Here is a 23428-nt window from a genome sequence, read left to right as displayed (position 1 = left end):
TCCGCATTTGCTCTTTTACTTACCTGTTGATTCTCCACTTAGTATACCCTATTGTTACATGTATATAGGGTAATCATGCCCGATCAGAAACGAGGTCATGTTATGTATCTATTTATTGTTAACTTACATTCTGGCAACAAAAACACGTTAAAAAAATGGTCGCAAATCGAAAATCTATTAAACGAACAACAAATTCCTTTCGAAAAGGTTATGAGTAATTCACAAGTAGAAACAGAAAAATTTATTTCCAAAAATCTACTAACACAAAATGACTTAAAAGCAGTGGCCGTCATTGGCGGAGACGGGACGATAAATTCCGTCATTCAACAACTAGCCGAATCGACTGTCCCACTTGCGATTTTCCCTTCAGGATCCGGCAATGATACTGCGAGAATGTTTCAGTTAACCGATAATCCTAAAGACTTCGTGTATAAGCTGCTGGCTGGTAAAACGACTTCAACCGATTTAATTAACGTGAATGGACGTTTCGGCATTACCGTTGCAGGTACTGGTCTCGATTCTGCAATCGGGAACCAAGTAAATCAGTCATTTTACAAGCCGATTCTCAATAAGCTTGGAATCGGTTCATTTTCCTATATAATCTCAGCTGTTATAACGCTACTGACTTTCAAACCCTTTAACGGAAAGCTGACGATTGACGGCGAAGTTCTGAAATTAACGAACGCTTGGCTTATTGCTTGCGGCAATACAGCCTTTTACGGCGGCGGATTAAATATTTGTCCGCACGCGAATCCTTCAGACGGTTTTCTAAATATCACGCATCTCAATAATGCCAACCGTTTAAATGTCCTATTTCGACTATTCCCTGATTTGCTTCGGGGGGGTCCGGTTACGAAAGAAGGGGTATTTTACAATGCCGGCAAAGAAATAACGATTGAAACCAATCGACCGATTCCTGCCATGGTTGATGGAGAAATTATCATATCCACCCCACTGCATATAACCATTCGCGAAAATGCACTATCTTTAGTATTAACTGTTTAATCGCCAAATACTTTCGCGTCTTGCCAACGGCCAAATCGATAATAAAGAAAAGCAAAAACGCTGCTGATTGCAAAACTGATACCGATACCGAGCGCAATCCCTTTTTCGCCGAATATGGTTGAAAGCAAGTATGTCATCGGATATCTGAGTATCCAAAATGAAATAATATTAAGTACGAGGACTTGAAACATAGCGCCAGCAGCCCGTACTGTACCGTTCAAAATAAAGTTAATGCCAAGGAACGGGTAGAAAAAGGCGACCATTTTTAAATAGCTCGTTCCAAATCTTGCTGCGGCCGGGTCTTTAATAAAAAGCCGTATGCCATAATTAGCGAATAAGAACATGACTAAAGCGAGCATAAACATCACAATTAAATTATAAATAAATCCATAAAAGGTAATACGATGCACGCGGTCCCATCTATTTGCACCAATATTTTGGCCCGCCATGCTATTCACAGCTACACCAAGTGCTTGCGCTGGCAACATAATGAGACTATCCAACCGCTGCGCTGCCCCGTATCCAGCTACTACTGCAGAACCAAAAGATGCGATGACGCTCATGATTGCCATGGAGCCGGCAGAAATGACGCTCATTTGCAACCCTGATGGTATTCCCAATTTCAAAATATCGAAAACTTCCCTTCGCGCCGGTAAATGCGGCTTTGAAAACGGAACAAGATTTTTCTTCAAGGTGAAAAAGAGTCCTGTACCGAATGCCACCCCTTGCGATACGATCGTCGCATAAGCGGCCCCCTCGATTCCCCAATCAAATGTATATATGAAAAGCGGGTCAAGAACGGTATTTAGTATGACAGCAATTATCACAAAATATAAAGGCGTTTTAGAATCTCCGACGGAACGAAATACGGTTCCAATGAAGTTATAGCCGAACAAGAATAACATGCCGATAAAATTAATTTGTAAATACGATGCCGCCATGTCTATCATCGCATCAGGCGTTCCGAGTAGAAGCAAAATTCGTTCCGCCATTATAAAGCCGATTAATCCCAAGACGACGGACATTCCAGATAGCATGACAACGAATGCATTTAAATACCGCTTCAGTCCTTCTTCGCTCCCCTTTCCTTTTTGCTGGGACAATATGGTGAGTGCAGCATTGTTTAATCCGATCACAAAGGAAAGAACCGTAAAAATGACTGTCCCCGATATGGCTACAGCCCCGAGCGCGTTGGATCCAATTAAATTTCCAACCCAAAGACTATCGATAAATTGATAGGAGATTTGCAATAGGTTTGTAAGAATAATGGGCGCAGAAAAAATGAATAGCTGTTTAAAAATGTTCCCTTCCGTAAAGTCATATTGTTTTGCCACTTCGAAACTCCTTTCACCTGGCCTAGAAATCTACAAAGTATCCTCTACTTTATCAGAATTTGATTTTGAATACGAAAACCTGAAACTTTTATCCGTTCATTTCGTACATTATGAATAGACAGCGAGGTGGTTTAGTGTTTGGTGAAATGAAGATCCGGCATTTGATCGGGGTTACAGCATTATTCTTAGTTCCAACAGTAGTGTTTCTATTTTTCTTGTTACTGTTTACTGGCGTGGATATTGAATTTGTTTCTGCTGCATTCGGACTCGTTTTTTATGCGCTTGTTCCGGTTGTTTTCTTCGGTTATCATTTTAGAAAACATGATATTTCCATTCGGCGAATCATCTATACAAATGGCGTGCTTCGATGGGTACCTTCCATCTTCGTCATCGTCATCGTTTCCATCGCTTTTTCATTAAGCGCGTTTTGGCTTTATTTATATTTATTAAGTCCGATTTTGCCATTTGTAGTAGATTTTTTATTGGCAGAAACACCAATGCCCGAGAGCGGTATGTACTTAATCATTGAAATAGTCATGATTACAATTTTAGCGCCTATTGTCGAGGAATTCTTTTTTCGAGGGGTAATTCTTCAACGGCTTATCAAAAAAACCTCTGTTTGGGGCGGCATTTTAATATCTAGCATCCTATTCGGAATTTTGCATGCCGATATTATCGGGGCATTTTTATTTGGTGTGATTACAGCCCTTTTAGTTATACGAACCGGCAATTTACTAATTCCTATATTATTGCATATGCTTAATAATACGCTTGCTGTGGCATTAATGTTTGTTCCTCCAGCCTGGATTGAATGGCTCGACGTAATTGCGCTCACAAGCCGTTCAGATCTTGCGGCAACAGCTATACCGCATCTCGTACTCTTATTCATAAGCAGCATATTAACCGGCATTATTGTTTACCGACTAGGAAAAGGGCTATTTAGCAATAAAATTACAATGGGGAGCTAAAACCTGCAGGGTTTGGAGCTCCTTTATACGTATATTTTCTTTTAGAAGTAAATAGCTTGTTTTCTTCATCATATAGGTTAATACTTAGAAGAAATAGATTGTCAGGCATTATAATTTTTTCATAAGGGGATTGGCTTGATGAATGGATTACTAGAACTCTTCCGAAAAAGGGAAGTAAAACGCATCATTATTTTCGCTTTATTGATTTTAATTCTCTACAGTGTGAGAAGTATGATTAATATTATTCTACTGACATTCATATTTACATTTTTAATGGATCGGCTTGTAGAATTCACGACCAAGCGCGTACATATAAAGCGCACCTTGCTCGTCATACTTCTGTATTCCATAATTGTAGGCATCATGACAGTCGGAATCGCCAAATACTTACCAATCATTACATCGGAAATCAGCCAACTCGTCAAGAGGATTACGTCTTTTTCTGCAGCGTCACAAGACAATGTGCTGATTAACTACATAGAAACAGTTATATCAAGCGATAAGATTGCAAAGTATATGGAAGACGGATTTTCTTTTCTTTTAAAATCGTTCACAGACATTAGTAAAACAAGTATTCAAGTATTGCTTTCCTTGATTTTAAGTTTATTTTTCATACTTGAAAAACCGAGATTAAAAGAATTCACGAGTAAGTTTAAAAACAGCAAAATTGCCCCTTTTTATTATGAAATTGAGTTTTTCGGCCAAAAGTTTACACGCACATTTGGAAAGGTAATTGAAGCGCAATTTATCATTGCAATCGTCAACACGATCTTATCGGTGCTAATATTAATGGTGCTTGGTTTCCCGCAAATAATTGGATTAGCCATCATGATTTTCTTTTTAGGTCTCATACCCGTTGCCGGTGTAATCATATCTCTTGTCCCTTTGACTATCATTGCATTTACAATTGGCGGTTACCTAAAAGTCATCTATCTCTTTGTCGCAATCATGATAATCCACGGGATTGAAGCATATATCTTAAATCCAAAACTGATGTCATCGAAAACGGATTTACCTGTTTTCTATACATTCGTCGTGCTGATCTTTTCACAACACTTCTTTGGCGTCTGGGGACTGATAATCGGGATTCCAGTATTCGTGTTCCTCCTGGACATACTCGATGTCACGAATAAAGCGCCGGCGAGTTCAAAAATCAACGAATAAAAAAACTGTCTGTCATCCGTATCGAAAGCGGGTGACAGACAGATCTTATTTATTTATTTATTTATAAAACTCTTCGGGAATAGCTCCGATAGTTCTTCTGTGATATAGAAGAGGCTCTTTTTCCTCGTTATGTATATCGAGTACTTCCCCAATCATAATTGTATGGTCGCCGGCATCAACTTTTTTAAACACTTTACATTGTAATGCAGCCAATGAATCTGATAGAATCGGTAGATTTAATTCGGACTTTTTCCAGTCGCATTCGCCGAATCGATCCTCTACTTTGCTAGAAAACAATGTGCATAAGTCCGCTTGATCTGATGCCAATATATTAACCGCAAACTTTTCGACTTTCAGAAAATCTTGGTATGAACCCGCGCCCTTATTGATTGACCATAGGATTAGCAAAGGTTCTAAAGACACGGATGCAAACGAATTAACCGTTAATCCCATCGGTTTATCATTTTCATCGAATGCAGTTACGACTGTGACTCCTGTCGGATAACTCCCCATTGCTTGCTTAAAACGATTTATTTGCTCAAGATTAGCTCCCACTTTAGCAACTCCCTTTCTACTCTTTCACATAAAATCATACCAAATTCACTATAATCTTACTTACTTTTTGATTTGTGAATAAAAAATGAATTATACGCGGAAGAGTTTCTCAGCAAATAATCCATTTGGCCGATTAGAATCTTTCCTATTCGACTGTCTTAATTATCCGTGCAGGATTTCCGCCAATCACCACATTATTCGGTACATCTTTTGTTACAACGGCACCCGAAGCAATGACGACGTTATTTCCTATTCGAACACCGGGATTAATGATGGCTCGGCCGCCGATCCATACATTATCGCCAATACTTACCGGTTTCCCGTATTCGGTTCCCCCAATTCTTTCTAATGGGTCTATTGGATGTGTGGCTGTATAAATATGTACACCCGGCGCGATAAAGCAATTATCCCCTATTCGAATATCGCATACATCTAAAAAAGTACAGTCAAAGTTTGCGAAAAAGTTCTCGCCAACATGGATGTTATAACCGTAATCACATCGTAAAACCGGCTCGATATGTATACTTTCTCCCGTTGAACCAAACAACTCTTTCAGTAAATTTATTCTTTTTTCTTCTTCTGTTTCGAACGTTTGATTAAATATCCATGTAAGTCTTCGTGCATTTCGGCGATCTTTTCTCAGCTCTTTGTCATCGGGGTTATACATTTCGCCATTCAACATTTTCTCTTTTTCAGTTCTCACATTGCATCCCCTTTTTATTTACTATAAGAGTATTCTACATACATTCTAAGAATACTACCTAAAAAAGGCTTTTCGTTAGAAAATAACGAAAAGCCTTTTTGTCATTGTTTCAGCAAGCTATACACTTCGATTTCAATCTCTATCCGATTATCGTTTTCTACAGTAGGTTGCGGATGATACCAATTAATTTCGTCATCCTTATAAACGCCTTTGAATTCCTCACCATTGAATGTCAGTGTAAACTGTTGGCATTCATGAATCCGTCCTTCAAATAAAGGTTCTTCTAGTTGGAAATTTTCAATCATCCTTTTTTCCTCCTATATATCATGCATTTTTCTTCGCTGTTTTCGTTGTCTTCTTTCGCGTTGCCGGTTTCTTTTTTGTTTTATCTAGCGAGGCTTGAAGTGCAGTCATCAAATCCATGACATTCGATGGCATGTCCGGCCCTTTCTCGCTAGGGGTTACAGTTTCACCCGATTTCTTATGTTCAATCAAATCCATTAAGGCTGATCGGTAATCATCGGTATATTTGGCAGCATCAAATTTTGTCGTCAATTGTTCAACCAACATGAGCGCCGTATCCAATTCTTTCTGGATGACTGATTCAGCACTTGGGATGTTCGGAACATCTTGCACATTTCGCACTTCATCCGGAAAATGAATCGTTTCCATCAACAATGTGTCGCCATAAACACGAACGACAGCCAGTTGTTCCTTGGAGCGAATGACAATTTTGGCTACCCCGATTTTTCCAGAATCACCGAGCGCTTTTCGCAACAATGCATAAGCCTTACCCCCACCGCTATCCGGGGCCATGAAATAACTGCGTTCAAAGTAAATTGGATCGATTTCTTCTAACTTGACGAATTCGATTATCTCTACAGCTTTGTCTTCATTCTCTTTTTTCAGTTGTTCCAATTCTTCTTGATCTAGAACGACGAATTTATTTTTCGTGTACTCATACGCTTTGACAATTTCCTCACTTTTAACTTCTTTATCGCATATCGGACAAACCTTTTGATAATTCACTGGCGTATTGCATTCTTTGTGCAATTGGCGGAGTTTAATATCTTTATTTTCGGTCGCTGCATGAAGCTTCACAGGGATATTCACCAATCCAAAACTGATACTGCCTTTCCAAACTGTATGCATTTGCTGCTCACCCGCTTTTTGGCTTATTATGTGTGCACTGATTAAATTTATGTATAAGAAATAAATTTAATCAAATCCTAAGAAAAACGCGGAAGAGGTTCAGAACTATGAAACCGATGCTTTTGACATCAGCAAATGAGATTCCAGTCGGCAATGATTGGATTTATGAAGTGAAATACGACGGTTTTCGTTGTATTTTAGTTTGGGATGAAAAATCACCAACTTTCGTTAGTAGAAATGGCAACGACCTTACTCATCTCTTTCCCGAAATTATTCATTTTTACACTTCCATTTATGAACAAGTCGCTCCTTTTCTTCCGATAACTGCAGATGGTGAATTAGTACATTTAGTCAATGAGTTTAAAAGTGATTTTTCAATCGTTCAATCACGCGGAAGAATGCGAAATGAAAATGTCATTTCAAAACATGTCGAAAATTATCCTTGTAGTTATATCATGTTCGATCTCCTTCGAATTAAGGGAAAGGATTTGACGAATTTACCTTTGTCACGCCGTAAAGCGGAACTACGCAAAATATTCCAGTCGACTCTTGTGTCGGCGAAAGAGCCCATCCAAGTCATCGATGTATACGATAATGCCGATAAAGTGTGGAATATAGCACAAGTAAACAACTCGGAAGGTGTCGTTGCGAAAAGAAAAACAAGTGATTGGCTGAGTGGACAGCGGACGAATCAATGGCTAAAGATTAAAAACTGGAGATACGTGACTGTTGTTTTGACGAAATATAATCAAGAAAACGGCTTTTTTCACGGTTCTGTATACATCGCGGAAAGCTTGGTGGAGATTACTGTATTTCGTCACGGCTTCACGGATGAAGAAAGAAATATTTTAGTCGACTTTATTCAAACAAAAGGTACTAAGTTTAATCAGGATATTTGGGAATTGTCCCCGTCTATTTGCGTTAATGTCGCCTGCATCGATTTTGATGGAAAAAAGCTGAGAGAGCCTCGATTTCATGAATTCAATTTTGATATGGCACCGGAAGATGTGAGCTGGAATAAAATGCAGCGGCAACTCCATCCTATACCGCCGTCTATTCAAATAACCCATCCCGATAAACCTGTTTGGCCAGCTATCGACATTGAAAAAGATGACTATATTTTTTATTTGCAGCAGATAGCTCCATATCTTCTCCCTTTTCTGAATGACCGTCTTTTGACCGCGATTCGTTTTCCGCATGGTGTACCGGGAGAAAGTTTTTATCAGAAAAATGCACCAGACTACACGCCTGATTTCATCACTACTAAACAGAATGATGATATCCGTTATATTGTCTGCAATGATCTTCAATCCTTGCTATGGTTAGGAAACCAGCTAGCGCTAGAGTTTCACGTCCCATTTCAAACGATAAAAACACATTATCCAACCGAAATTGTATTTGACTTAGATCCTCCTTCGGTAGATGCATTTTCATTGGCGATCAAGGCGGCACTGAAGATGAAAGCAATATTCGATCAGTTCAATTTACATTCATTCGTAAAAACATCCGGCGGCAAAGGACTGCAACTGTACATTCCATTGCCAATAGACGCATTTACTTATGAGGAAACGCGAATATTCACGGAATTTGTCTGTCGTTTTTTATGTGAACAAGAACCGGAGTGGTTTACAATCGAACGGTTAAAGAAAAACCGGAATAACAAGTTGTACTTGGATTATGTTCAACATGCTGAAGGAAAAACAATAATCGCACCGTATTCCCCCCGAGGCAACGAGCAGGGACTTATCGCCACCCCCTTATACTGGGATGAAGTGACTGACGAGTTACGACCCGCTTTATTTCCAATGTCGACCGTTTTGGAGCGAATTAAAGTCAATGGCGATCCTTTCAAGAGTTTTCGTCAGATAGGAGAGGATCAAAAATTTGAAGTCGTTCTAAATCAGCTAAAGGATTTGTTGAACTAAACAAAAAGAAGTCTTTCAGGGAACGATTGAAAGACTTCTATTTAGATTTACTCCTTGGATTTTAATAACTCAATAACGGTCGCAAGGCCCATTCCTCCTGTTCTTGGTCATCAGCCCCAAGAAAAATCGCATCAAATGATTTCAATTATTCAATGCCATTATCGGCCATCATTTTTCCGTTTGCTAAATAATATTCACAACCCCACGGAAATTCGGTGAACGCGAAAGCGATTGTTGAATCGAGCTGTTCGATTGCCTTTAAAACTTTTGTGCCCTCTGCAACAACTTCGGGACCTATTCCATCTCCAGGTATAAGCGCGAAATGGTTTCATTGTTTCCTCTTATTTGCATAACTATGTATTTTTTGTTGATTGCTTAATTTAAGCTTACATGAATTCATTATACAATTGTAAAAAATCACATTGCCGTAAGATGATTCGATTCATTCTCCTGAGGGTATTTCAAAATTAGCAGGTTTTTGCTTGGAAGGAGATAAATATGTTTGGATTTTCTGATTTAATCTCGTTAATCATTTCAGCATTTATTATTCTACCTGTCGTTACATTTTTAAGGGAAGCTGGTTATTTTGTAATCAGCGGACTTTTTGGCGTTAAAAATCCCAGATTGACCATTGGTTCTGGTCCGCGCATCTATAAGAAATGGATGTTTGATATAAGAAAACATTATCATCTGTATAGCTGGTTTTCTTTCGACGAGTTGAAAAACAAAAGCAAACTTGCTTATATAGCGATTTATGCAGGACCGATTTTAATTAATCTATCTCTGGCATTAGCTCTTAACGCCTTGCTAGCCAACGGTTATCTTCAAGACTATAAAACTTTTTTTGATCGTTTTATTTTTTATGCGTTCTATTTCGTTCTTTTCGACATCGTTCCGATGTTCACTGTAAATGGAAAACCCAATAATGGAATGATTATTTACGAAATGATACGTTATGGAAAACGAACGGATTATAATAACGAACCCTTTATTCCTTCAACAACGGAAGTAGAAGAACAATACCAAGCCGATATGGAAGAAATAAAAGAACTTGAAAGAGAAAAAAGATTGAAAGAGCAGGAATTCATTGATGAAATAGAAGAATTGGAAAGAGTGAAAGACGAGGAACTGAAGAAGTAAATGAAGACAAAATTAAGGAACCTGCGAGTGCTTGGTTCCTTATCAGTTTCAAGTTATATTGTTCCCCTATCAATTTGTTCTTTCAATATTCGGATATTCGTCGATACACTTTTAGATATTTCTAGAGCTGCGTCTATTGCCTTTCCTTTTTCACTACTTAATTGTTGCGTGATATCGTTAAACAGTAAATCCATTTCATCAAAAATTGACGAAGACGCGATATTATAGAGGCGTATATTTGAATATTTGCTAGGCAGGAAAATTGCCGTGTCAATATAGGATTTAAAGTTATTCAACATTTCTGGAAGACCTATCATTAATCGATCCATTGCTATTCTAAGCCCTTCAATTATAGATTCCATCTCTTCAATCGGCTTTCTCGCTTCTTTAGCAGCATCTTTTACTTTTTCGTCATAATCAGTAAATATGCTCCAAAACAAACTTACTGGATTTCCATAGATAGCTATATTTGTAGCAGCTTTAATCGCAAAAATTGCCGACTCCAAAAGCCCTTCAATTGCTCTGAGCGCACCTCGAATAACAACAAGAATTGGCATTAAAATTGTCATTGATTTATTTTTTAGCATTGAATGTACGAAATCCACATGTAATTCTTTTAGCTTCATTCGATTTTCTAGGTAAGGCGAATCCTTAAGCGATACCATCACCTTCTGTTGACTATTCTTTAGAATTTCTATCGAACTTGACTTTTTCTCTATATATCTTGCGGAATTTTGATCAACAAAACTAAAGACATCCGCGATGGTACTAATTTGTTCCCCGTACATGGTTAATTGGCTATCTACTTTCACTTTATTATCTTGGATAATCATATAATGCGCATCGAGTTCGCCTACTATCGCATCTACAAAATCATGTTTTTTACTTTTAAATATATCGGGTATCTCGTTACGGATAATATTTTGTGCACTCGAAGCAAGTTCGTTAACATCATATCTAAGATTCAAGAGGTATTCTTTAGCAGGTGCAAAAATGCTTTCAACACTAATATCGGTTGATGTGATATGTTCAATTATTTCCACCGGTTTCGAATTTAGAACGCTGTTTAAAAACCTGCATTTTTCTTCTGCAGTATTTAAAAGTTCTATAAGTGTGTCAATATACGATTTAATGATGTAACCTGTTGTCGTAATCCCTTTGAAAATTGGATCGCCGGCAAGATCTTCGAACAACATTTGAAACATTTCCTGTAGTTGGGTGATGCGACGATTGAACTCGACACTTTCATCTTGCACAATACTAATGGAATTTTCTATATAGCCGGCAGCAATCTCCACGCGGCCCTTCACTTCAGACTTTATGCCTCCCGCAAGCTGATGCAAAATTTCTTCATTTATTTTTATTCGAGTTGTCTGACCACCGTAAAGAGGCGCCCCCGTCCAAATGCTCGTCACAATATGATCATCGGCACCTACATGAATATAGCCATGACCCGGTTCTCCTTTTTTGCCTATTTCAATTTTAAATTCACCGTCCAATTTTGCTTCTGGATACCCTTTATGATTTCCTATAATCTCCGAAAACTTAGAAACGCCATTGTTAATGACAAATACATTACCCGGAATGCGGTCGCTGTATCTCATAGTATCTTGGGATATCGTTAACACGTCGTATTTACTGTAGTAGTTTGTTATATTGGAATACTGTTTCGTTGAATCAATCATTCCACCCGGGAGCATCGCTGGATTAAGTGTCACAACTTTAACGTTAGGGTTCTCAATCCCCACAGCATTTGCATTTGCGCCTGCTAGAGAATTTCCTGTGACGGATGAAACTTCTCCGAACCTATCTTGCACATCTTTAAAATACTTCTTTGCGGCACTCATCTGTGTAGGTTCTACATAACTTGGAAGTTGGGTATTTGTTTTCAACCAATCACCTATTAGTTGATCACTGCCCACATATACAACGGACAATTCATCCGTCTCCAAATTTTTCACCGCCATCGCATCAAGCCCAGTTAAAGTATCATATTCGGTGTCTATGACCTCGAAATATTTTCCATTTAAGATTTCTACATGACCCACATCGTAATACTTATACGCATGGTATCCAGCTAACTGAACTAAATCCTTGTCATGTGTACCCGCAGCACTGGAAATGTCAGCAGTAGCACTCATACGTAACGCCCCCCTAATTCATTATTCTTTAATAATTTTATCTTTATCCGTCCTCAACGTATTATCTTTCGTTCCAATGCCTCTTCGCTTATCGACTAAATTGTCATTTAGAAGGACCGTATATTCGCCTCGTGGAATGCCTTCTAATTCGTTCAAATCGGATACAATTGCGGAAAATATCTCATTGTCCGGTTCGGCGTCAGCCTCTTCCATAAATAAATAAACAGTAATTATTGCATATTTCGTGTCAAATTCATTGTGGTGGAAGTATGCCATGATATCTTCTTTGGAAATATTCGGATTCTCCAAATACATTTCTAGGATCGATTCAAACGTTTCCCCTACTGTACTCATATAATAATAGGGGGTCGCATAACCATCAGCTCTCACATTTTCAATAACTTCCAAGGGTCTGCCAACAACAGGGTATTCTTTTACTAGCTTATTGAAGTATTCATCTAACTTCTGGAACTTTTGATCATAAGCCATCGCATAGAGGCCACTTTGTATCGCGTTTTCAACTTGGCCTTCTTGAGACCAAACGCTATCCGTTTTTACTTCTTTGTTTTTCACGTCAACTGGGACAATCGCAAAAGTATAGAAATGCGGTTCACCGACCGACTCCACAAACACAGATACCCCGTCGGCAGCACTGACAATATTATGAACTGTCACATCTGTTTTATATTTTTCCTTAAAAAAATCTTGAACTGCTATTTCAATGTCTTCAAGATTGTTTTGTGCAATTTCACCTGTTTCTTTTAGACTGCCTCTAAGTTCAAAACCTTCGCCTTTATAATCTTGAATCCTGACAAAGTTTTCTTTTTCATATCCATCTTGTTCAACTGAATTTTCTGGTTCCCCACCTTTAGTAACCTTCACGCTGTCACAGCCCCCTAACAAAAGTAATAGTCCCGCAAGTATGCAATAAATTTTATTCATCAGAGTAGAGTCTCCTCTTTATTTTAATAATAGTTTTATATTAATTGTAATGATGTTAGAAGCTTTTGTGAACTAAAAAGGAACTAAGATTCTGCATTTTCGGAAAACAGTAGTTAAAGCATAGGGATTTAGACTAGTTGATACTACCCATGCACACGAACATTTGGTAATCAAATAAGAAGACAAGTCGTTAGCTGACCTGTCTTCAATCCAGTTAGAAGAAAACAATGATTACCTAATCCCAGTCCCTTCAAATGTGTTGCCATCCTCTATAGTTCCGAATTCAAATCCTTTATAAAACCAATTTTTCCGTTGCTTAGATGTGCCGTGTGTGAAACTATCGGGAACAACATATCCTTGGGCGCGTTTTTGTATTGTATCATCTCCGACTGCACTTGCAGCTGTCAATGCTTCCTCCAAATCCCCTTCCTCCAATAAATCCATGCCTTGCGCGTGATGGGCCCATACACCGGCATAATAATCAGCTTGGAGCTCTAGCATTACGGAATATTTGTTGAATTCTTCCTTACTTAAACGTTGCTGCAACTCATTAACTTGACCGCTTGTCCCAAGCAAAGTTTGAACATGGTGACCCACTTCATGGGCAATGACATAAGCCATTGCGAAATCGCCAGGAGCTTGGAATTTATTCTGCAACTCTTGATAAAAACTCAAGTCTATGTACAATTTCTGATCGCCAGGACAATAAAACGGACCGACAGCGGAACCCGCAACACCACAAGCGGATTGAACACTACCCGAATATAAAACGAGCTTCGGCTCCTTGTATGTCATGCCTTCTTTTGCAAAAAGATTTGTCCATACTTCCTCCGTATCAGCCAATACAACTGATACGAATTCCGCTAATTCCTTCTCTTCTTCCGTTTGTTCATAAGGTACATTTTGGTCCGTACCCGTTGCCCCTAAATTATTTAAAATCTCACCCGGATTACCGCCCATGAACGTTATGATTAAAACGATAATCAGCCCGCTGATTCCACCGCCCACGAGTGTCTTGCCACCCATCCCGCGCCTGTCCTCAACATTGGCGCTTCCTCTTCTACCTTTATATTTCATTAATAATATCCCTCCATCAAACCATATCGAGATTCAGTAATCATGGTATACCCTTTTTTATAAATATTAGTGCATCTTTCGGGAACATAAAAAAAGACTGCGATACCAAAGTAGGTAGCGCAATCTCTTTCATTACTGCTTCACATAAGTTTTACTGTTACAAGCAGGGGAATAAGTTAATAACGATATATTCCAACTAAAGGAGGAATAAAATGAGAAACCTCTTCAAACTAGTGGCTATCGGAATCTTTGCGGGTATCGTGCTGGCAGCCTTTATGAAAACCATCCATCTTCTCACCGGCAATCAAGCCTATATACTTCTTTTCAATATGGATTACATACCATTTTTGAATGCGTTTCGTCCACTAACAATAATTGGTTTAACCTTTCATTTTCTCTTCTGTATTGTTAGTGTCGTTGCCCTCTTCTTTATCTTAAAAACGATTCATCTGGAAAGACGCATTTCAACCTATTTAATCGTTTATACTGGCGGGGCAGCTGTTCTTTTCTTTTTGACTGCCTTAACTGAAAAACCGCCTGCTGTTACAGATGTACTTGCCTGGTTTTATTGGACAATCGGTCACGCAATGTACAGTTTGATTGTTGGTTACCTTATAAAGTACTGGCTATGACTTTTGTGAACTGTTCAAAATAGAATCTAACTCAGGTAACCTTTGGGATGTATTCGATTGATTGGCCAGCCTATTAACATTCTGTACGCAGATTATTGCGACCTTTTCATCATGACTTAAATATACGAAGCCAACCTTTGTATTTAAACCACATCACCATGGCAGCGCCCGTAAAAAACATGGCACCTAGTACGATCACATACCCGTATCTCCAATGTAATTCGGGAATATTATCGAAATTCATCCCATACACTCCCGCGATGAAAGTAAGCGGTATAAAAATGGACGAGATAATTGTCAAAGTCATCATAATGCTGTTCATCCGATTCGAATTGATTGATAACTGACTGTCCCTTATATCGGATGTTAGTTCCCGATTTGCTTCAATGATCTCCCCCAGCCGCAACAAGTGGTCGTGAATATCAGTAAAATAAGCACGTTCATTAAAAGTAAGCCCTAACCTTTCCGAATGGAGCATCCGGTATAAAAGCTCGCGCATCGGAAAAATTGTTCGCCGTAAACGCAGCAAATCACTGCGAACTTCAAATACATAATCCATAGACAAATGGACTGTAGATGGTGACAATTGGTCTTCAATTTCATTTAGGTGGTCTTCAATTTTATAAAGTATCGGGAAGTAGTGATCAACTAAGTTATCGATGATTTGATAAGTTTTAAACACTTGTCCACGTTCCCACTTTTTCGGATTCTGTGTTATTTCTTCACGTGCACGCTTCAGTTCTTGAATATCATCATAATGAAAAGTGACAATGAAATTTTCTCCAAGGAAGAGATTTAGTTCTTCTGCGGATAAATCCTTATGACATATGGAATGCAGGACAAAAAAAACGTACTCATCATAGTAATCTAGCTTCGGTCGCTGTAAACGATGCAAACAGTCTTCAATTGCGAGTGGATGAAAATTAAATACCGAATGCAACATTGATTCTTCTTCCTTAGTAGGCTGATCAAAATCCACCCAGTACCATAGGAACGACCCATTTGAAATCTCGTCCAGCGGGAAGTCGAAAATAAGGTCATCATCTATAGTAAGTCCCATCGTCCGTATCATTGGCCAACCTTCCTTCTTGTCCACTATCGTCGGAATGCGTTTGTACTAACCCTACAGTCACTATTTGCCAATGTTCACAGGATTAATCATTTTTTGCGGTAGACGAAAAAGAGACTACTCCCCATTTTTTGGAAGTAGTCAAAACTGAAGATTTATGACAGAAACTTCAACATCTTTTCAGCTGCACTTTTCCCTTGCTGAACACAATCCGGAATACCTACGCCTTCATAGCCCGCCCCGCAAAGAAATACGCCTGGCTTTTGAATTATTAAGCTCTCCCTCAGTTTTTTTAATTGATCAATATGGTTAACGGGATACTGTGGCATCGAATGCTTCGCTCGAGTGATTACATGAGAATTCGGCGTGGCAGTTATGCCCATAATATTTTTTAAATCATTTAACGCTTTCGCTAATAACTCCTCATCAGACCATTTAACCCATTGTTGATCCCTTTCTCGGCCTACATAACATCTAAATAACAACTTGTTTTCCGGAGCCGCATGTAACCATTTTGAAGAAGACCATGTACAAGCTGTGAGTACAGTTTCTTCTTTCGCGGGGATAAGAAAACCGGTCCCATTCATCGGAAAAGAAATGTCTTTTTTATCAAACGTCAAAGCGATGTTGGCAACTGAAACATAGTTGATTTTCTTCAACCAGTCGATAAATTCCACATCGGGTAAAAGCGAAGCTGCCTGTTGAGTCGGCAGTGCCATGACAAGACCATCCGCTTGGAGCATGGTATCATCCTCCAGCAGAATTTCATAGCCATCTTCCATTCTAAAGACTTCATCTACACCTTTTCCTTTAATAATTCGAATTGACTTTAATTCTTCTGTTAATCTTTCAACCAATGTCGACATCCCATTTTTATAAGTTAAAAACATACTTTTTTCCGCGGAATTGGGCGTATTTGAAACGGGCGCTTTTTTCATCCCAGCAACCATTCCCAATATAAGACTGCGGTGCTTCTGTTCCATTTCAAAAAAGTTCGGGAACGTCGCTTGAAGACTAAGCGTCTGCGTATCACCTGCATAGATTCCGCCGAGCAAGGGTTCTGTGATATTTTCCAATACTTCCTTTCCCAACCGTCGTTGGATAAAATGGCCAAGAGATTCATCGTCTAAAGTTCCCTTCTTAGGAAGCAGCAAATCAAGAGCTGCCCGCAACTTTCCGAAAGGAGATATTAAGCCTGTTTTCATGAATGGCGTCAACTTTGTGGGAATACCAAGCACAAGGCCAAGCGGCATTTTATGCAGTTTATTCTTATGATATATATAGTTTGTCCTCGCCCTCGGATTTGTACCGACCAACTCGTCTTCAAGCCCAAGCTCTTTCGTTAAGGTAATAATCGGTAATTTACGGGCAAGAAAAGCATCAGGGCCCCTTTCAATGATAAAGCCGTCCCGACGAAGCGTCTGAACTTTTCCTCCCAACTCCTTGCTTTTTTCAATTAAAGTTATGTCAATAAGCCATTTCATGACTTCTTCATGTTCCTCTGGACTCACCATATCTTTTTGCATTCCTCTGCCCGTTGGCACCAGGAAGAACGTGCTCCAAAGAACTGCGCCCATTTCCTTCACTTTTTCAGCAATCGCTTCAAGGTCGTGAAGATTATATTTCGAGATGGTCGTATTTACTTGAATTGGAATTTCCGCTTCCTTCAAAAATTCAATGCCTTTCATAGTCCTATCGAAAGACCCCTTCGTCCCGCGAAAATGGTCATGAATCTCCGCACATGAACCATCCAAACTGAATGCCCAACGCGACAACCCAACTTCCTTCGCTTTTAGAATAGCATTACGTGTCACCTTTGGCGTAGCACTCGGTGTCATCGAAACAGGAAGACCTTTTTCTTCAATCGAATACTTGGCAAGTTCAAAAAGATTGGGACGCATTAATGGGTCTCCCCCAGTAAAGACGAAAAGAGGATTATCCATTTCCGCGATCTGATCGATCAGTTTTTTTCCTTCCTCGAATGATAATTGATACGGATCAGCTTGATATTGCGCCTCCGCCCGGCAATGCAAACACTTCAATGCACACGCGCGAGTCACTTCCCATATAACGATAAATGGATGCACGTTAAAATCTCTTTCCTCGTTTAAATTAAGCATATTAAACACTCCTCTTATTTTGGAATGATAGTAGAAACTAGTACCTTCCATTTAAGAATAGTGATTAATCTACTATTCTACTGTGATAATCATCACTATACGAGCAGTGTATTGTGTCAGAAATAATAACGTTTAAGGAAACACCATTCGGGAACAGTTTAGTAGATTACTAATTATTCGAATGGAGGAATTCAACTTGACTGAAAACCGCAATGTCGATGAAAGAAGCAAGGACGAGCAATTGGAAACTTTCCGTTCTTATGAAAAAGATGAAAAGCTAACGACAAATCAAGGGCTCCGAGTCTCTGAGGATGAGCATTCATTAAAATCCGGTGTTAGAGGGCCAACCCTTTTGGAAGACTTTCATTTACGTGAAAAAATCACACATTTTGACCATGAAAGAATCCCGGAACGAGTTGTTCATGCGAGAGGATACGGGGCCCACGGGGAATTCGAATTATATGAATCGATGAAGGACTATACGAAAGCGAAATTTCTACAAGAGCCAGGATCTAAAGTTCCGGTATTCACGCGATTCTCAGCAGTGGCGGGAAATCGCGGATCCGCAAACACCGTGCGAGACGTACGCGGTTTTGCGGTGAAGTTTTACACGGAAGAAGGAAATTATGATTTAGTCGGGAACAACATGCCCGTGTTCCACATTCAAGATGCGATAAAATTCCCGGATCTCATACATGCAGTAAAACCGGAACCGCACAATGAAATGCCGCAAGCTTCTTCCGCACATGATACATTTTGGGATTTCGTGGCCAATAATCAGGAATCTGCACATATGGTCATGTGGCATATGTCCGACCGCGCAATCCCCAGAAGCTATAGAATGATGGAAGGATTCGGCGTTCATACATTCCGTTTGGTGAACGAAGAAGGTAAAGCGCATTTCGTTAAATTTCATTGGAAACCTGAACTTGGCGTCCATTCCCTGGTTTGGGATGAAGCACAGAAGTTAAACGGAAAAGACCCTGATTTCCACCGTCGCGACTTATGGGAATCAATCAATCAAGGGAACTTTCCCATATTTCATCTCGGCGTACAACTTATTGAAGAAAAAGATGAATTCATGTTTGATTTTGATATTTTGGATCCGACAAAAATATGGCCTGAAGAACAAGTTCCCGTAAAATTAATCGGAAAAATAACATTGAACCGCAATGTCGACAATGTATTTGCAGAAACAGAACAAGTTGCCTTTCATCCAGGAAACGTCGTTCCGGGTATCGATTTCACGAATGATCCACTTTTACAAGGTCGACTCTTTTCCTATACAGATACTCAACTGATTCGTCTTGGAGGACCGAACTTCCACGAACTGCCTATCAATCGCCCAGTATGTCCATTCCATAATAACCAACGCGATGGTTATGGCAGACAAACGATTAACGTTGGACAAGTAAGTTATCATAAAAACTCATTGGCGGATAACACGCCCGAAACTTCAACAGAAGATGAAGGCGGTTATGTCCATTACCAAGAAAAAATAGATGGCAGAAAAATTCAAGCGCGCAGTGATTCATTCAAAGATCACTTCTCCCAAGCCCGTCTTTTTTGGAACAGCATGACACCGCCTGAAAAACAACATATTATAGACGCCTTCAGTTTTGAAGTCGGGAAAGTCAAGAACAAAGATGTTAAACAACAAGTTGTTGATATGTTTGCCAATGTTGATCATGCACTTGCAACAACCATCGCAGATGCAGTAGGCGTTAATCCGCCAGCAGCTGTCGAAGAATCAAAAGTAACAGCATCATCTCCAGCATTAAGCCAAGAGTCGACAGCTAAGCTGCCAAATACGCGTAAAATCGCGGTGTTGATCGGCAATAATTTCGACGGAGATGAAGTGAAATCAGTTGTTGATGCGTTAGCAAATGCAGGCATGATAGTCGATATAGTTAGTGAAAAACAAGGTAAAGTTAACGACAGCAACAATCAATTAACTGTCGAAGTGAATGAAACATTTTTAACGGTCCATTCAGTCTTGTATGATGGTTTATATGTTGTCGGAGGCAAAGCGGATAACCAGAAAAAATTTGAAAATGACATTGCCGATTTTATTAATGAAGCGTTCCGTCATTACAAACCAATCGGTATCGCAACAACCGCCAAACGGCTATTTTCTTCATCCAAGACTGAACCGGGTATTGTTTTCGCTGATGAAGCAAAAGATTTCAATGAAGATTTCATTGCCGCAGTAGCAGCTCATAGACATTGGAATCGTGAAATCCTGAAATGATTAATGTGTCAAACGTAAAGAGCATCGGCCTAGAATATTGGCTGATGCTCTTTTATTAATAACAAAAGTTAGCGCTAACCCGAAGATAGGTCAGCGCTTTCTTAACTGTTGTTCTACGAGTTATCTTGTCGATCTTCGGTCTTACCGTGATTCCTTCGAGAAGAAGTGTTGAGACTTCCGTAAGACCAATTCGGTTTATTACGGGGATCTTGAGACATTAAGATTTCTAATCCAGAGCGATCAGTACTTCTCTTCACTCTTTGTATTTCATCTTCAAAAAATAGCGACATGTAGTCCCCCTCCTTTCTAGCTATTTGAGAGAAAGAAGATTGGGTTTGCAAGTAACTTAACCTTATAGGACAATCCTTTCCACTCCCTTTAAGGTACGTCGTTGTTCTGAGGGCCAGGGGGACAAGTGCTTATTAATGATAAATTTAAATACGAAGCCCATAGCGTTGCACGGCAGTATAGCCATATAAAAAGACCGTCCTGGATTCATTCGATGCAGGTGCAGAAAATGGTACAACGCCTTGTCAGATTCTACGCCCCTGATTTGGTACTAATAGAACAGTTCTATTCATATTCTTAATAAGAAAAACAATTAGAAGGAGTGTAAAGTTGATAAAAGTTAAGGTGAGTTTAAGGCCCATTGTAAATAAGGTGAATTTACCCACTGTATTGAAAACAACTATACTTCCGGGCGACTCAATTGAAACATTATTTATTGCAACCCAGGTAGGAGAAATCTTTTACATACGAAACGGAGTGATAAGAACTTTTTTAGATATCCGCCCGCGAATCATAAAACTAGGGGTTTCTGATGGTGGATATGATGAACGAGGATTGCTAGGTCTAGCGTTTCATCCCGACTTTTATTACAACGGTCTGTTTTATCTTCATTATTCTGTAGCTGGAACACAAGGTCCTGGTGCTCTCCCTAGCCCAGAAGCTGTAAGACAAGGTCAAGATGCTCTTCCTGAATTTTTTAATCCTAACCCGTGCGATCCCAGTACTTTAAATCTAAGGTGGACAAATAGAGAAACTCAATATGATCATATTGATACAGTTGAAGAATGGGTTTTACAATCGAATGGCCAACCTCAAAAACGGCGGACATTACTCAACTTGAGAAGACCATTTTTTAATCATAATGGTGTCAACAGCTTAAACTTCTCACCTGAAACAGGGAAACTTATTTTAACAACCGGAGATGGCGGATCAGGCTATGATCCATTTAATTTGAGTCAGAACGATATGGAAATAGCCGGTAAAATAATTGAAATTGATGTAGATAAGAATACATTTATCTATAATCCACCCGTAGTCACACGTTTTAATGAACTTCCCGCACCAATTCAGGAAACACTTACGGTCATTGCCAAAGGCGTTCGAAATATGCCAGGCATTTCATTTCAAAGGGTTTATAATCAGTATATCAAATATGTGGGAAATGTCGGACAGGATTTGGTGGAGTCGATTTTTTCATTCGTTCATTATAAACAAATACCGGTTACTCAACTTGTCCAAACTTCTTTAATGAAATCTGAACCTGACCAAGAAGGATTTATTAACTTTGGCTGGCGAGGGTGGGAAGGTGATTTTCCTGCTTCGATTATAAGGGGCTGCTCTGCAAATCCGACTTTGGATGAGAAAACAATTGCTTATTACAATGAAGCAGTAGAAACAACATCGAGACGTCTTCGGCCTTTAACTAGTTATTTTCATAAAGATCCTAGGCCCGATAAGTTTGGAGGAACTGCACTTACAGGAGTGCAAGCCTATATGGGGAATGCTGTCGCCGATTTAACAGGAAGTATTGTTTTCACCGATTTTGCTCGGGATGAGGAATCTGCGCCTCCGGGAAGAGGGGTTTTAGCTTATAGCAGGGTCAGAAATGATGGTAAACCAAATGATTTTAGTGTGATTCAAACCGATTATGACTTTGGTTCCGGGTCAGCTTATTATGTTAGTTTAGGAACAAATCTGAATCAAACCAGAATATATTTAGGGGTTTATGGCTCTATGAATGTAACTGATTATAACCAAGGTACCGTTTTTGAAATTGTTCCATCGACTTAATAGCAGATATGGATTTAATTTAATTTAATTGAATTTAATTGAATCTAAATATAAAACAAACAAGTGAGCACCTACGCTCCCTTGTTTGTTTATTTTTCCGGGTATTTAAAAGCCGAACAAATAGATTTCATCCTAAATATCTGTATTTCTCTTTCAATAAACGAAACGGGAATACAGTATCTATATAATTCTGTCGGTCATGGTTAGAGTATTATACGTTAATAGCCATAAGGACGGTAGTATGGATAGCGATAGTATGGCGGGTATGGTGGGTAGATTGGGTAGAATGGATAAATCGGGAAAAATGGGTATCGTTGACGCGGGCGCCGCCGTCTTCTGCGACGTCTCCCATAACTGTCATAATCGTATTCATAGTCATCATCATCGTCGTATCTGTCATATCGATCATAATCAAATTGTCTCATTATATTTCCTCCTTTTGATTTCAGTTTAGGTTATGCTATGTAAGATTTACTGTCTGTACATTCGCCTATATTTAATCGGTTTAACAAGTGTGGCGTATTTTTACTAACAAACCTCTTTATCGACATAAGTTAGAATCCTTTTTCACCTCCCATACATATAGTAGTGAAAAAGCAAAAAGGAGTTATACTTTTGGAAATACCAGTTTCTGGATTCATGTATCATTCTGATGATTTTGATCCTATGCATTCCCATCAGCTTCTTATTACTCAATGGGATGGAAGACCCGTGCCTGCTCATGTCCACGAATTTAGAGGTGTCACTTCTTTTGATGCAGGACATAATCATGGATATGCCGGAACTACTGAACCAGCTCCAAGTGGTGTCCCACACACCCATAGATACTTTACTTTTACATCTGTCGATGATCGACATCGACATGAGATTCGTGGAGTTACCGGGCCAGCTATTCCACTTCCTAACGGCGGTCATTATCATGAGTTTAGTGGTTTTACTACTGTAAATGGTGCTAATCCCCATAGACACGGTTATATCGGTAGAACAAGTTTGTGATGGTGTTTTCTGACTAGCCATTTATATGATTAACCAAACAAACCCTTTGGACCTCGAAGGGTTTGTTACTCTTCAATGGGGTGCGTTTACTCTTTCATTTGTAAATTGTTACACACATAGTTTCTTGCAGAGGATGTTGGTGTAGTACTCGGAAAAAGATGTTCAATGATGTCTA

The 23428-nt window shown here is 39.3% G+C and carries 21 protein-coding genes and 1 pseudogene; 9 read left to right on the top strand and 13 right to left on the bottom strand.

Going from position 1 to position 23428, the window contains the following annotated elements; all coding sequences use genetic code 11:
• Positions 1–102: 102 nt before the first annotated feature.
• On the top strand, positions 103–1005 hold the full coding sequence (locus tag G8782_RS17425; protein WP_172373604.1) for a diacylglycerol/lipid kinase family protein: 903 nt from the start codon (positions 103–105) through the stop codon (positions 1003–1005).
• On the opposite strand, the gene G8782_RS17420 is transcribed toward G8782_RS17425, so the two are convergent.
• A complete protein-coding gene (locus tag G8782_RS17420; protein WP_172373602.1) occupies positions 1002–2339 on the bottom strand; it encodes an MATE family efflux transporter in 1338 nt (445 codons plus the stop codon). The two genes, G8782_RS17425 and G8782_RS17420, sit on opposite strands and share 4 nt — an antisense overlap.
• Before the next feature lie 134 nt (positions 2340–2473).
• On the opposite strand from G8782_RS17420, the gene G8782_RS17415 reads away from it, so the two are divergent.
• Both G8782_RS17415 and G8782_RS17410 read left to right on the top strand, forming a co-directional pair.
• Entirely contained in the window at positions 2474–3307 is an 834-nt protein-coding gene (locus tag G8782_RS17415; protein ID WP_172373600.1) for a CPBP family intramembrane glutamic endopeptidase, read from the top strand.
• A 138-nt stretch (positions 3308–3445) separates the two neighbouring features.
• Entirely contained in the window at positions 3446–4471 is a 1026-nt protein-coding gene (locus G8782_RS17410; RefSeq protein WP_172373598.1) for an AI-2E family transporter, read from the top strand.
• A gap of 57 nt (positions 4472–4528) precedes the next feature.
• Here G8782_RS17410 and G8782_RS17405 read toward each other — a convergent pair whose 3' ends face one another.
• From G8782_RS17405 to ku, 4 genes are all read right to left on the bottom strand, one after another.
• Positions 4529–4984, bottom strand: coding sequence for a flavin reductase family protein (locus tag G8782_RS17405; protein ID WP_172373626.1), 456 nt, complete (start codon positions 4982–4984; stop codon positions 4529–4531).
• A 187-nt stretch (positions 4985–5171) separates the two neighbouring features.
• The gene (locus G8782_RS17400) at positions 5172–5729 is read right to left on the bottom strand and encodes a sugar O-acetyltransferase (protein WP_172373596.1); all 558 of its coding nucleotides are present in this window, start codon (positions 5727–5729) and stop codon (positions 5172–5174) included.
• A gap of 101 nt (positions 5730–5830) precedes the next feature.
• Entirely contained in the window at positions 5831–6034 is a 204-nt protein-coding gene (locus tag G8782_RS17395) for a hypothetical protein (protein ID WP_172373594.1), read from the bottom strand.
• A 19-nt stretch (positions 6035–6053) separates the two neighbouring features.
• Complete coding sequence (ku, locus tag G8782_RS17390; protein ID WP_172373592.1) at positions 6054–6881, bottom strand: non-homologous end joining protein Ku; 828 nt, start codon at positions 6879–6881, stop codon at positions 6054–6056.
• Between the two features lie 107 nt (positions 6882–6988).
• On the opposite strand from ku, the gene G8782_RS17385 reads away from it, so the two are divergent.
• The gene (locus tag G8782_RS17385) at positions 6989–8806 is read left to right on the top strand and encodes a DNA ligase D (protein ID WP_172373591.1); all 1818 of its coding nucleotides are present in this window, start codon (positions 6989–6991) and stop codon (positions 8804–8806) included.
• A gap of 148 nt (positions 8807–8954) precedes the next feature.
• Here the strand turns inward: G8782_RS17385 and G8782_RS17380 are convergent.
• Positions 8955–9119 (bottom strand): annotated as a pseudogene (locus tag G8782_RS17380) (isocitrate/isopropylmalate family dehydrogenase); the annotation flags it as partial.
• A gap of 185 nt (positions 9120–9304) precedes the next feature.
• Here G8782_RS17380 and G8782_RS17375 point away from each other — a divergent pair.
• Positions 9305–9946 (top strand): mediator of RNA polymerase II transcription subunit 21, encoded by a 642-nt coding sequence (locus G8782_RS17375; RefSeq protein ID WP_172373589.1) that lies wholly within the window; start codon positions 9305–9307, stop codon positions 9944–9946.
• Positions 9947–9999: 53 nt separating this feature from the next.
• Here the strand turns inward: G8782_RS17375 and G8782_RS17370 are convergent, their stop codons facing one another.
• The 3 genes from G8782_RS17370 to ypfJ form a co-directional block, all read right to left on the bottom strand.
• Positions 10000–12087, bottom strand: coding sequence for an SA1320 family protein (locus G8782_RS17370; RefSeq protein WP_172373587.1), 2088 nt, complete (start codon positions 12085–12087; stop codon positions 10000–10002).
• A gap of 21 nt (positions 12088–12108) precedes the next feature.
• Complete coding sequence (locus G8782_RS17365) at positions 12109–12969, bottom strand: DUF1672 family protein (RefSeq protein ID WP_172373585.1); 861 nt, start codon at positions 12967–12969, stop codon at positions 12109–12111.
• Positions 12970–13260: 291 nt separating this feature from the next.
• Positions 13261–14106 (bottom strand): KPN_02809 family neutral zinc metallopeptidase, encoded by an 846-nt coding sequence (gene ypfJ / locus G8782_RS17360; protein ID WP_172373584.1) that lies wholly within the window; start codon positions 14104–14106, stop codon positions 13261–13263.
• A gap of 212 nt (positions 14107–14318) precedes the next feature.
• Here ypfJ and G8782_RS17355 point away from each other — a divergent pair, with 212 nt between their 5' ends.
• A complete protein-coding gene (locus G8782_RS17355) occupies positions 14319–14738 on the top strand; it encodes a hypothetical protein (protein WP_172373582.1) in 420 nt (139 codons plus the stop codon).
• Positions 14739–14847: 109 nt separating this feature from the next.
• Here G8782_RS17355 and corA read toward each other — a convergent pair whose 3' ends face one another.
• Both corA and hemG read right to left on the bottom strand, forming a co-directional pair.
• Positions 14848–15810 (bottom strand): magnesium/cobalt transporter CorA, encoded by a 963-nt coding sequence (corA, locus tag G8782_RS17350; RefSeq protein WP_172373580.1) that lies wholly within the window; start codon positions 15808–15810, stop codon positions 14848–14850.
• A 152-nt stretch (positions 15811–15962) separates the two neighbouring features.
• Positions 15963–17927, bottom strand: a complete 1965-nt coding sequence (gene hemG, locus G8782_RS17345; RefSeq protein ID WP_172373578.1) for a protoporphyrinogen oxidase — start codon at positions 17925–17927, stop codon at positions 15963–15965.
• Positions 17928–18108: 181 nt separating this feature from the next.
• Here hemG and G8782_RS17340 point away from each other — a divergent pair, with 181 nt between their 5' ends.
• Positions 18109–20178, top strand: a complete 2070-nt coding sequence (locus tag G8782_RS17340) for a catalase (RefSeq protein ID WP_172373576.1) — start codon at positions 18109–18111, stop codon at positions 20176–20178.
• A 113-nt stretch (positions 20179–20291) separates the two neighbouring features.
• Here G8782_RS17340 and G8782_RS17335 read toward each other — a convergent pair whose 3' ends face one another.
• Positions 20292–20468 (bottom strand): hypothetical protein, encoded by a 177-nt coding sequence (locus tag G8782_RS17335; protein WP_172373575.1) that lies wholly within the window; start codon positions 20466–20468, stop codon positions 20292–20294.
• A 328-nt stretch (positions 20469–20796) separates the two neighbouring features.
• On the opposite strand from G8782_RS17335, the gene G8782_RS17330 reads away from it, so the two are divergent.
• Positions 20797–22257, top strand: a complete 1461-nt coding sequence (locus G8782_RS17330) for a PQQ-dependent sugar dehydrogenase (protein ID WP_172373573.1) — start codon at positions 20797–20799, stop codon at positions 22255–22257.
• A 218-nt stretch (positions 22258–22475) separates the two neighbouring features.
• Here the strand turns inward: G8782_RS17330 and G8782_RS17325 are convergent, their stop codons facing one another.
• Positions 22476–22682, bottom strand: a complete 207-nt coding sequence (locus tag G8782_RS17325; RefSeq protein ID WP_172373487.1) for a hypothetical protein — start codon at positions 22680–22682, stop codon at positions 22476–22478.
• Between the two features lie 190 nt (positions 22683–22872).
• On the opposite strand from G8782_RS17325, the gene G8782_RS17320 reads away from it, so the two are divergent.
• The gene (locus G8782_RS17320) at positions 22873–23253 is read left to right on the top strand and encodes a YmaF family protein (protein ID WP_172373571.1); all 381 of its coding nucleotides are present in this window, start codon (positions 22873–22875) and stop codon (positions 23251–23253) included.
• Positions 23254–23428: the final 175 nt, after the last annotated feature.

This window comes from Sporosarcina jiandibaonis (assembly GCF_013184495.1).
GTDB classification, from domain to species: Bacteria; Bacillota; Bacilli; order Bacillales_A; family Planococcaceae; genus Sporosarcina; species Sporosarcina jiandibaonis.
The sequence above is the reverse complement of the archived record's forward strand: the minus strand, read 5'-3'. Positions and strand labels throughout refer to the sequence as shown.

Bases quoted from the DNA above. Each gene is read 5' to 3' on its own strand.
- G8782_RS17425 (WP_172373604.1), top strand. From the start codon at position 103: ATGTATCTATTTATTGTTAACTTACATTCTGGCAACAAAAACACGTTA.
- G8782_RS17410 (WP_172373598.1), top strand. From the start codon at position 3,446: ATGAATGGATTACTAGAACTCTTCCGAAAAAGGGAAGTAAAACGCATC.
- G8782_RS17405 (WP_172373626.1), bottom strand. From the start codon at position 4,984: ATGGGGAGTTATCCGACAGGAGTCACAGTCGTAACTGCATTCGATGAA.
- G8782_RS17395 (WP_172373594.1), bottom strand. From the start codon at position 6,034: ATGATTGAAAATTTCCAACTAGAAGAACCTTTATTTGAAGGACGGATT.
- ku (WP_172373592.1), bottom strand. From the start codon at position 6,881: ATGCATACAGTTTGGAAAGGCAGTATCAGTTTTGGATTGGTGAATATC.
- G8782_RS17385 (WP_172373591.1), top strand. From the start codon at position 6,989: ATGAAACCGATGCTTTTGACATCAGCAAATGAGATTCCAGTCGGCAAT.
- G8782_RS17375 (WP_172373589.1), top strand. From the start codon at position 9,305: ATGTTTGGATTTTCTGATTTAATCTCGTTAATCATTTCAGCATTTATT.
- G8782_RS17370 (WP_172373587.1), bottom strand. From the start codon at position 12,087: ATGAGTGCTACTGCTGACATTTCCAGTGCTGCGGGTACACATGACAAG.
- ypfJ (WP_172373584.1), bottom strand. From the start codon at position 14,106: ATGAAATATAAAGGTAGAAGAGGAAGCGCCAATGTTGAGGACAGGCGC.
- G8782_RS17355 (WP_172373582.1), top strand. From the start codon at position 14,319: ATGAGAAACCTCTTCAAACTAGTGGCTATCGGAATCTTTGCGGGTATC.
- corA (WP_172373580.1), bottom strand. From the start codon at position 15,810: ATGATACGGACGATGGGACTTACTATAGATGATGACCTTATTTTCGAC.
- hemG (WP_172373578.1), bottom strand. From the start codon at position 17,927: ATGCTTAATTTAAACGAGGAAAGAGATTTTAACGTGCATCCATTTATC.
- G8782_RS17340 (WP_172373576.1), top strand. From the start codon at position 18,109: ATGGAGGAATTCAACTTGACTGAAAACCGCAATGTCGATGAAAGAAGC.
- G8782_RS17335 (WP_172373575.1), bottom strand. From the start codon at position 20,468: ATGTCGCTATTTTTTGAAGATGAAATACAAAGAGTGAAGAGAAGTACT.
- G8782_RS17325 (WP_172373487.1), bottom strand. From the start codon at position 22,682: ATGAGACAATTTGATTATGATCGATATGACAGATACGACGATGATGAT.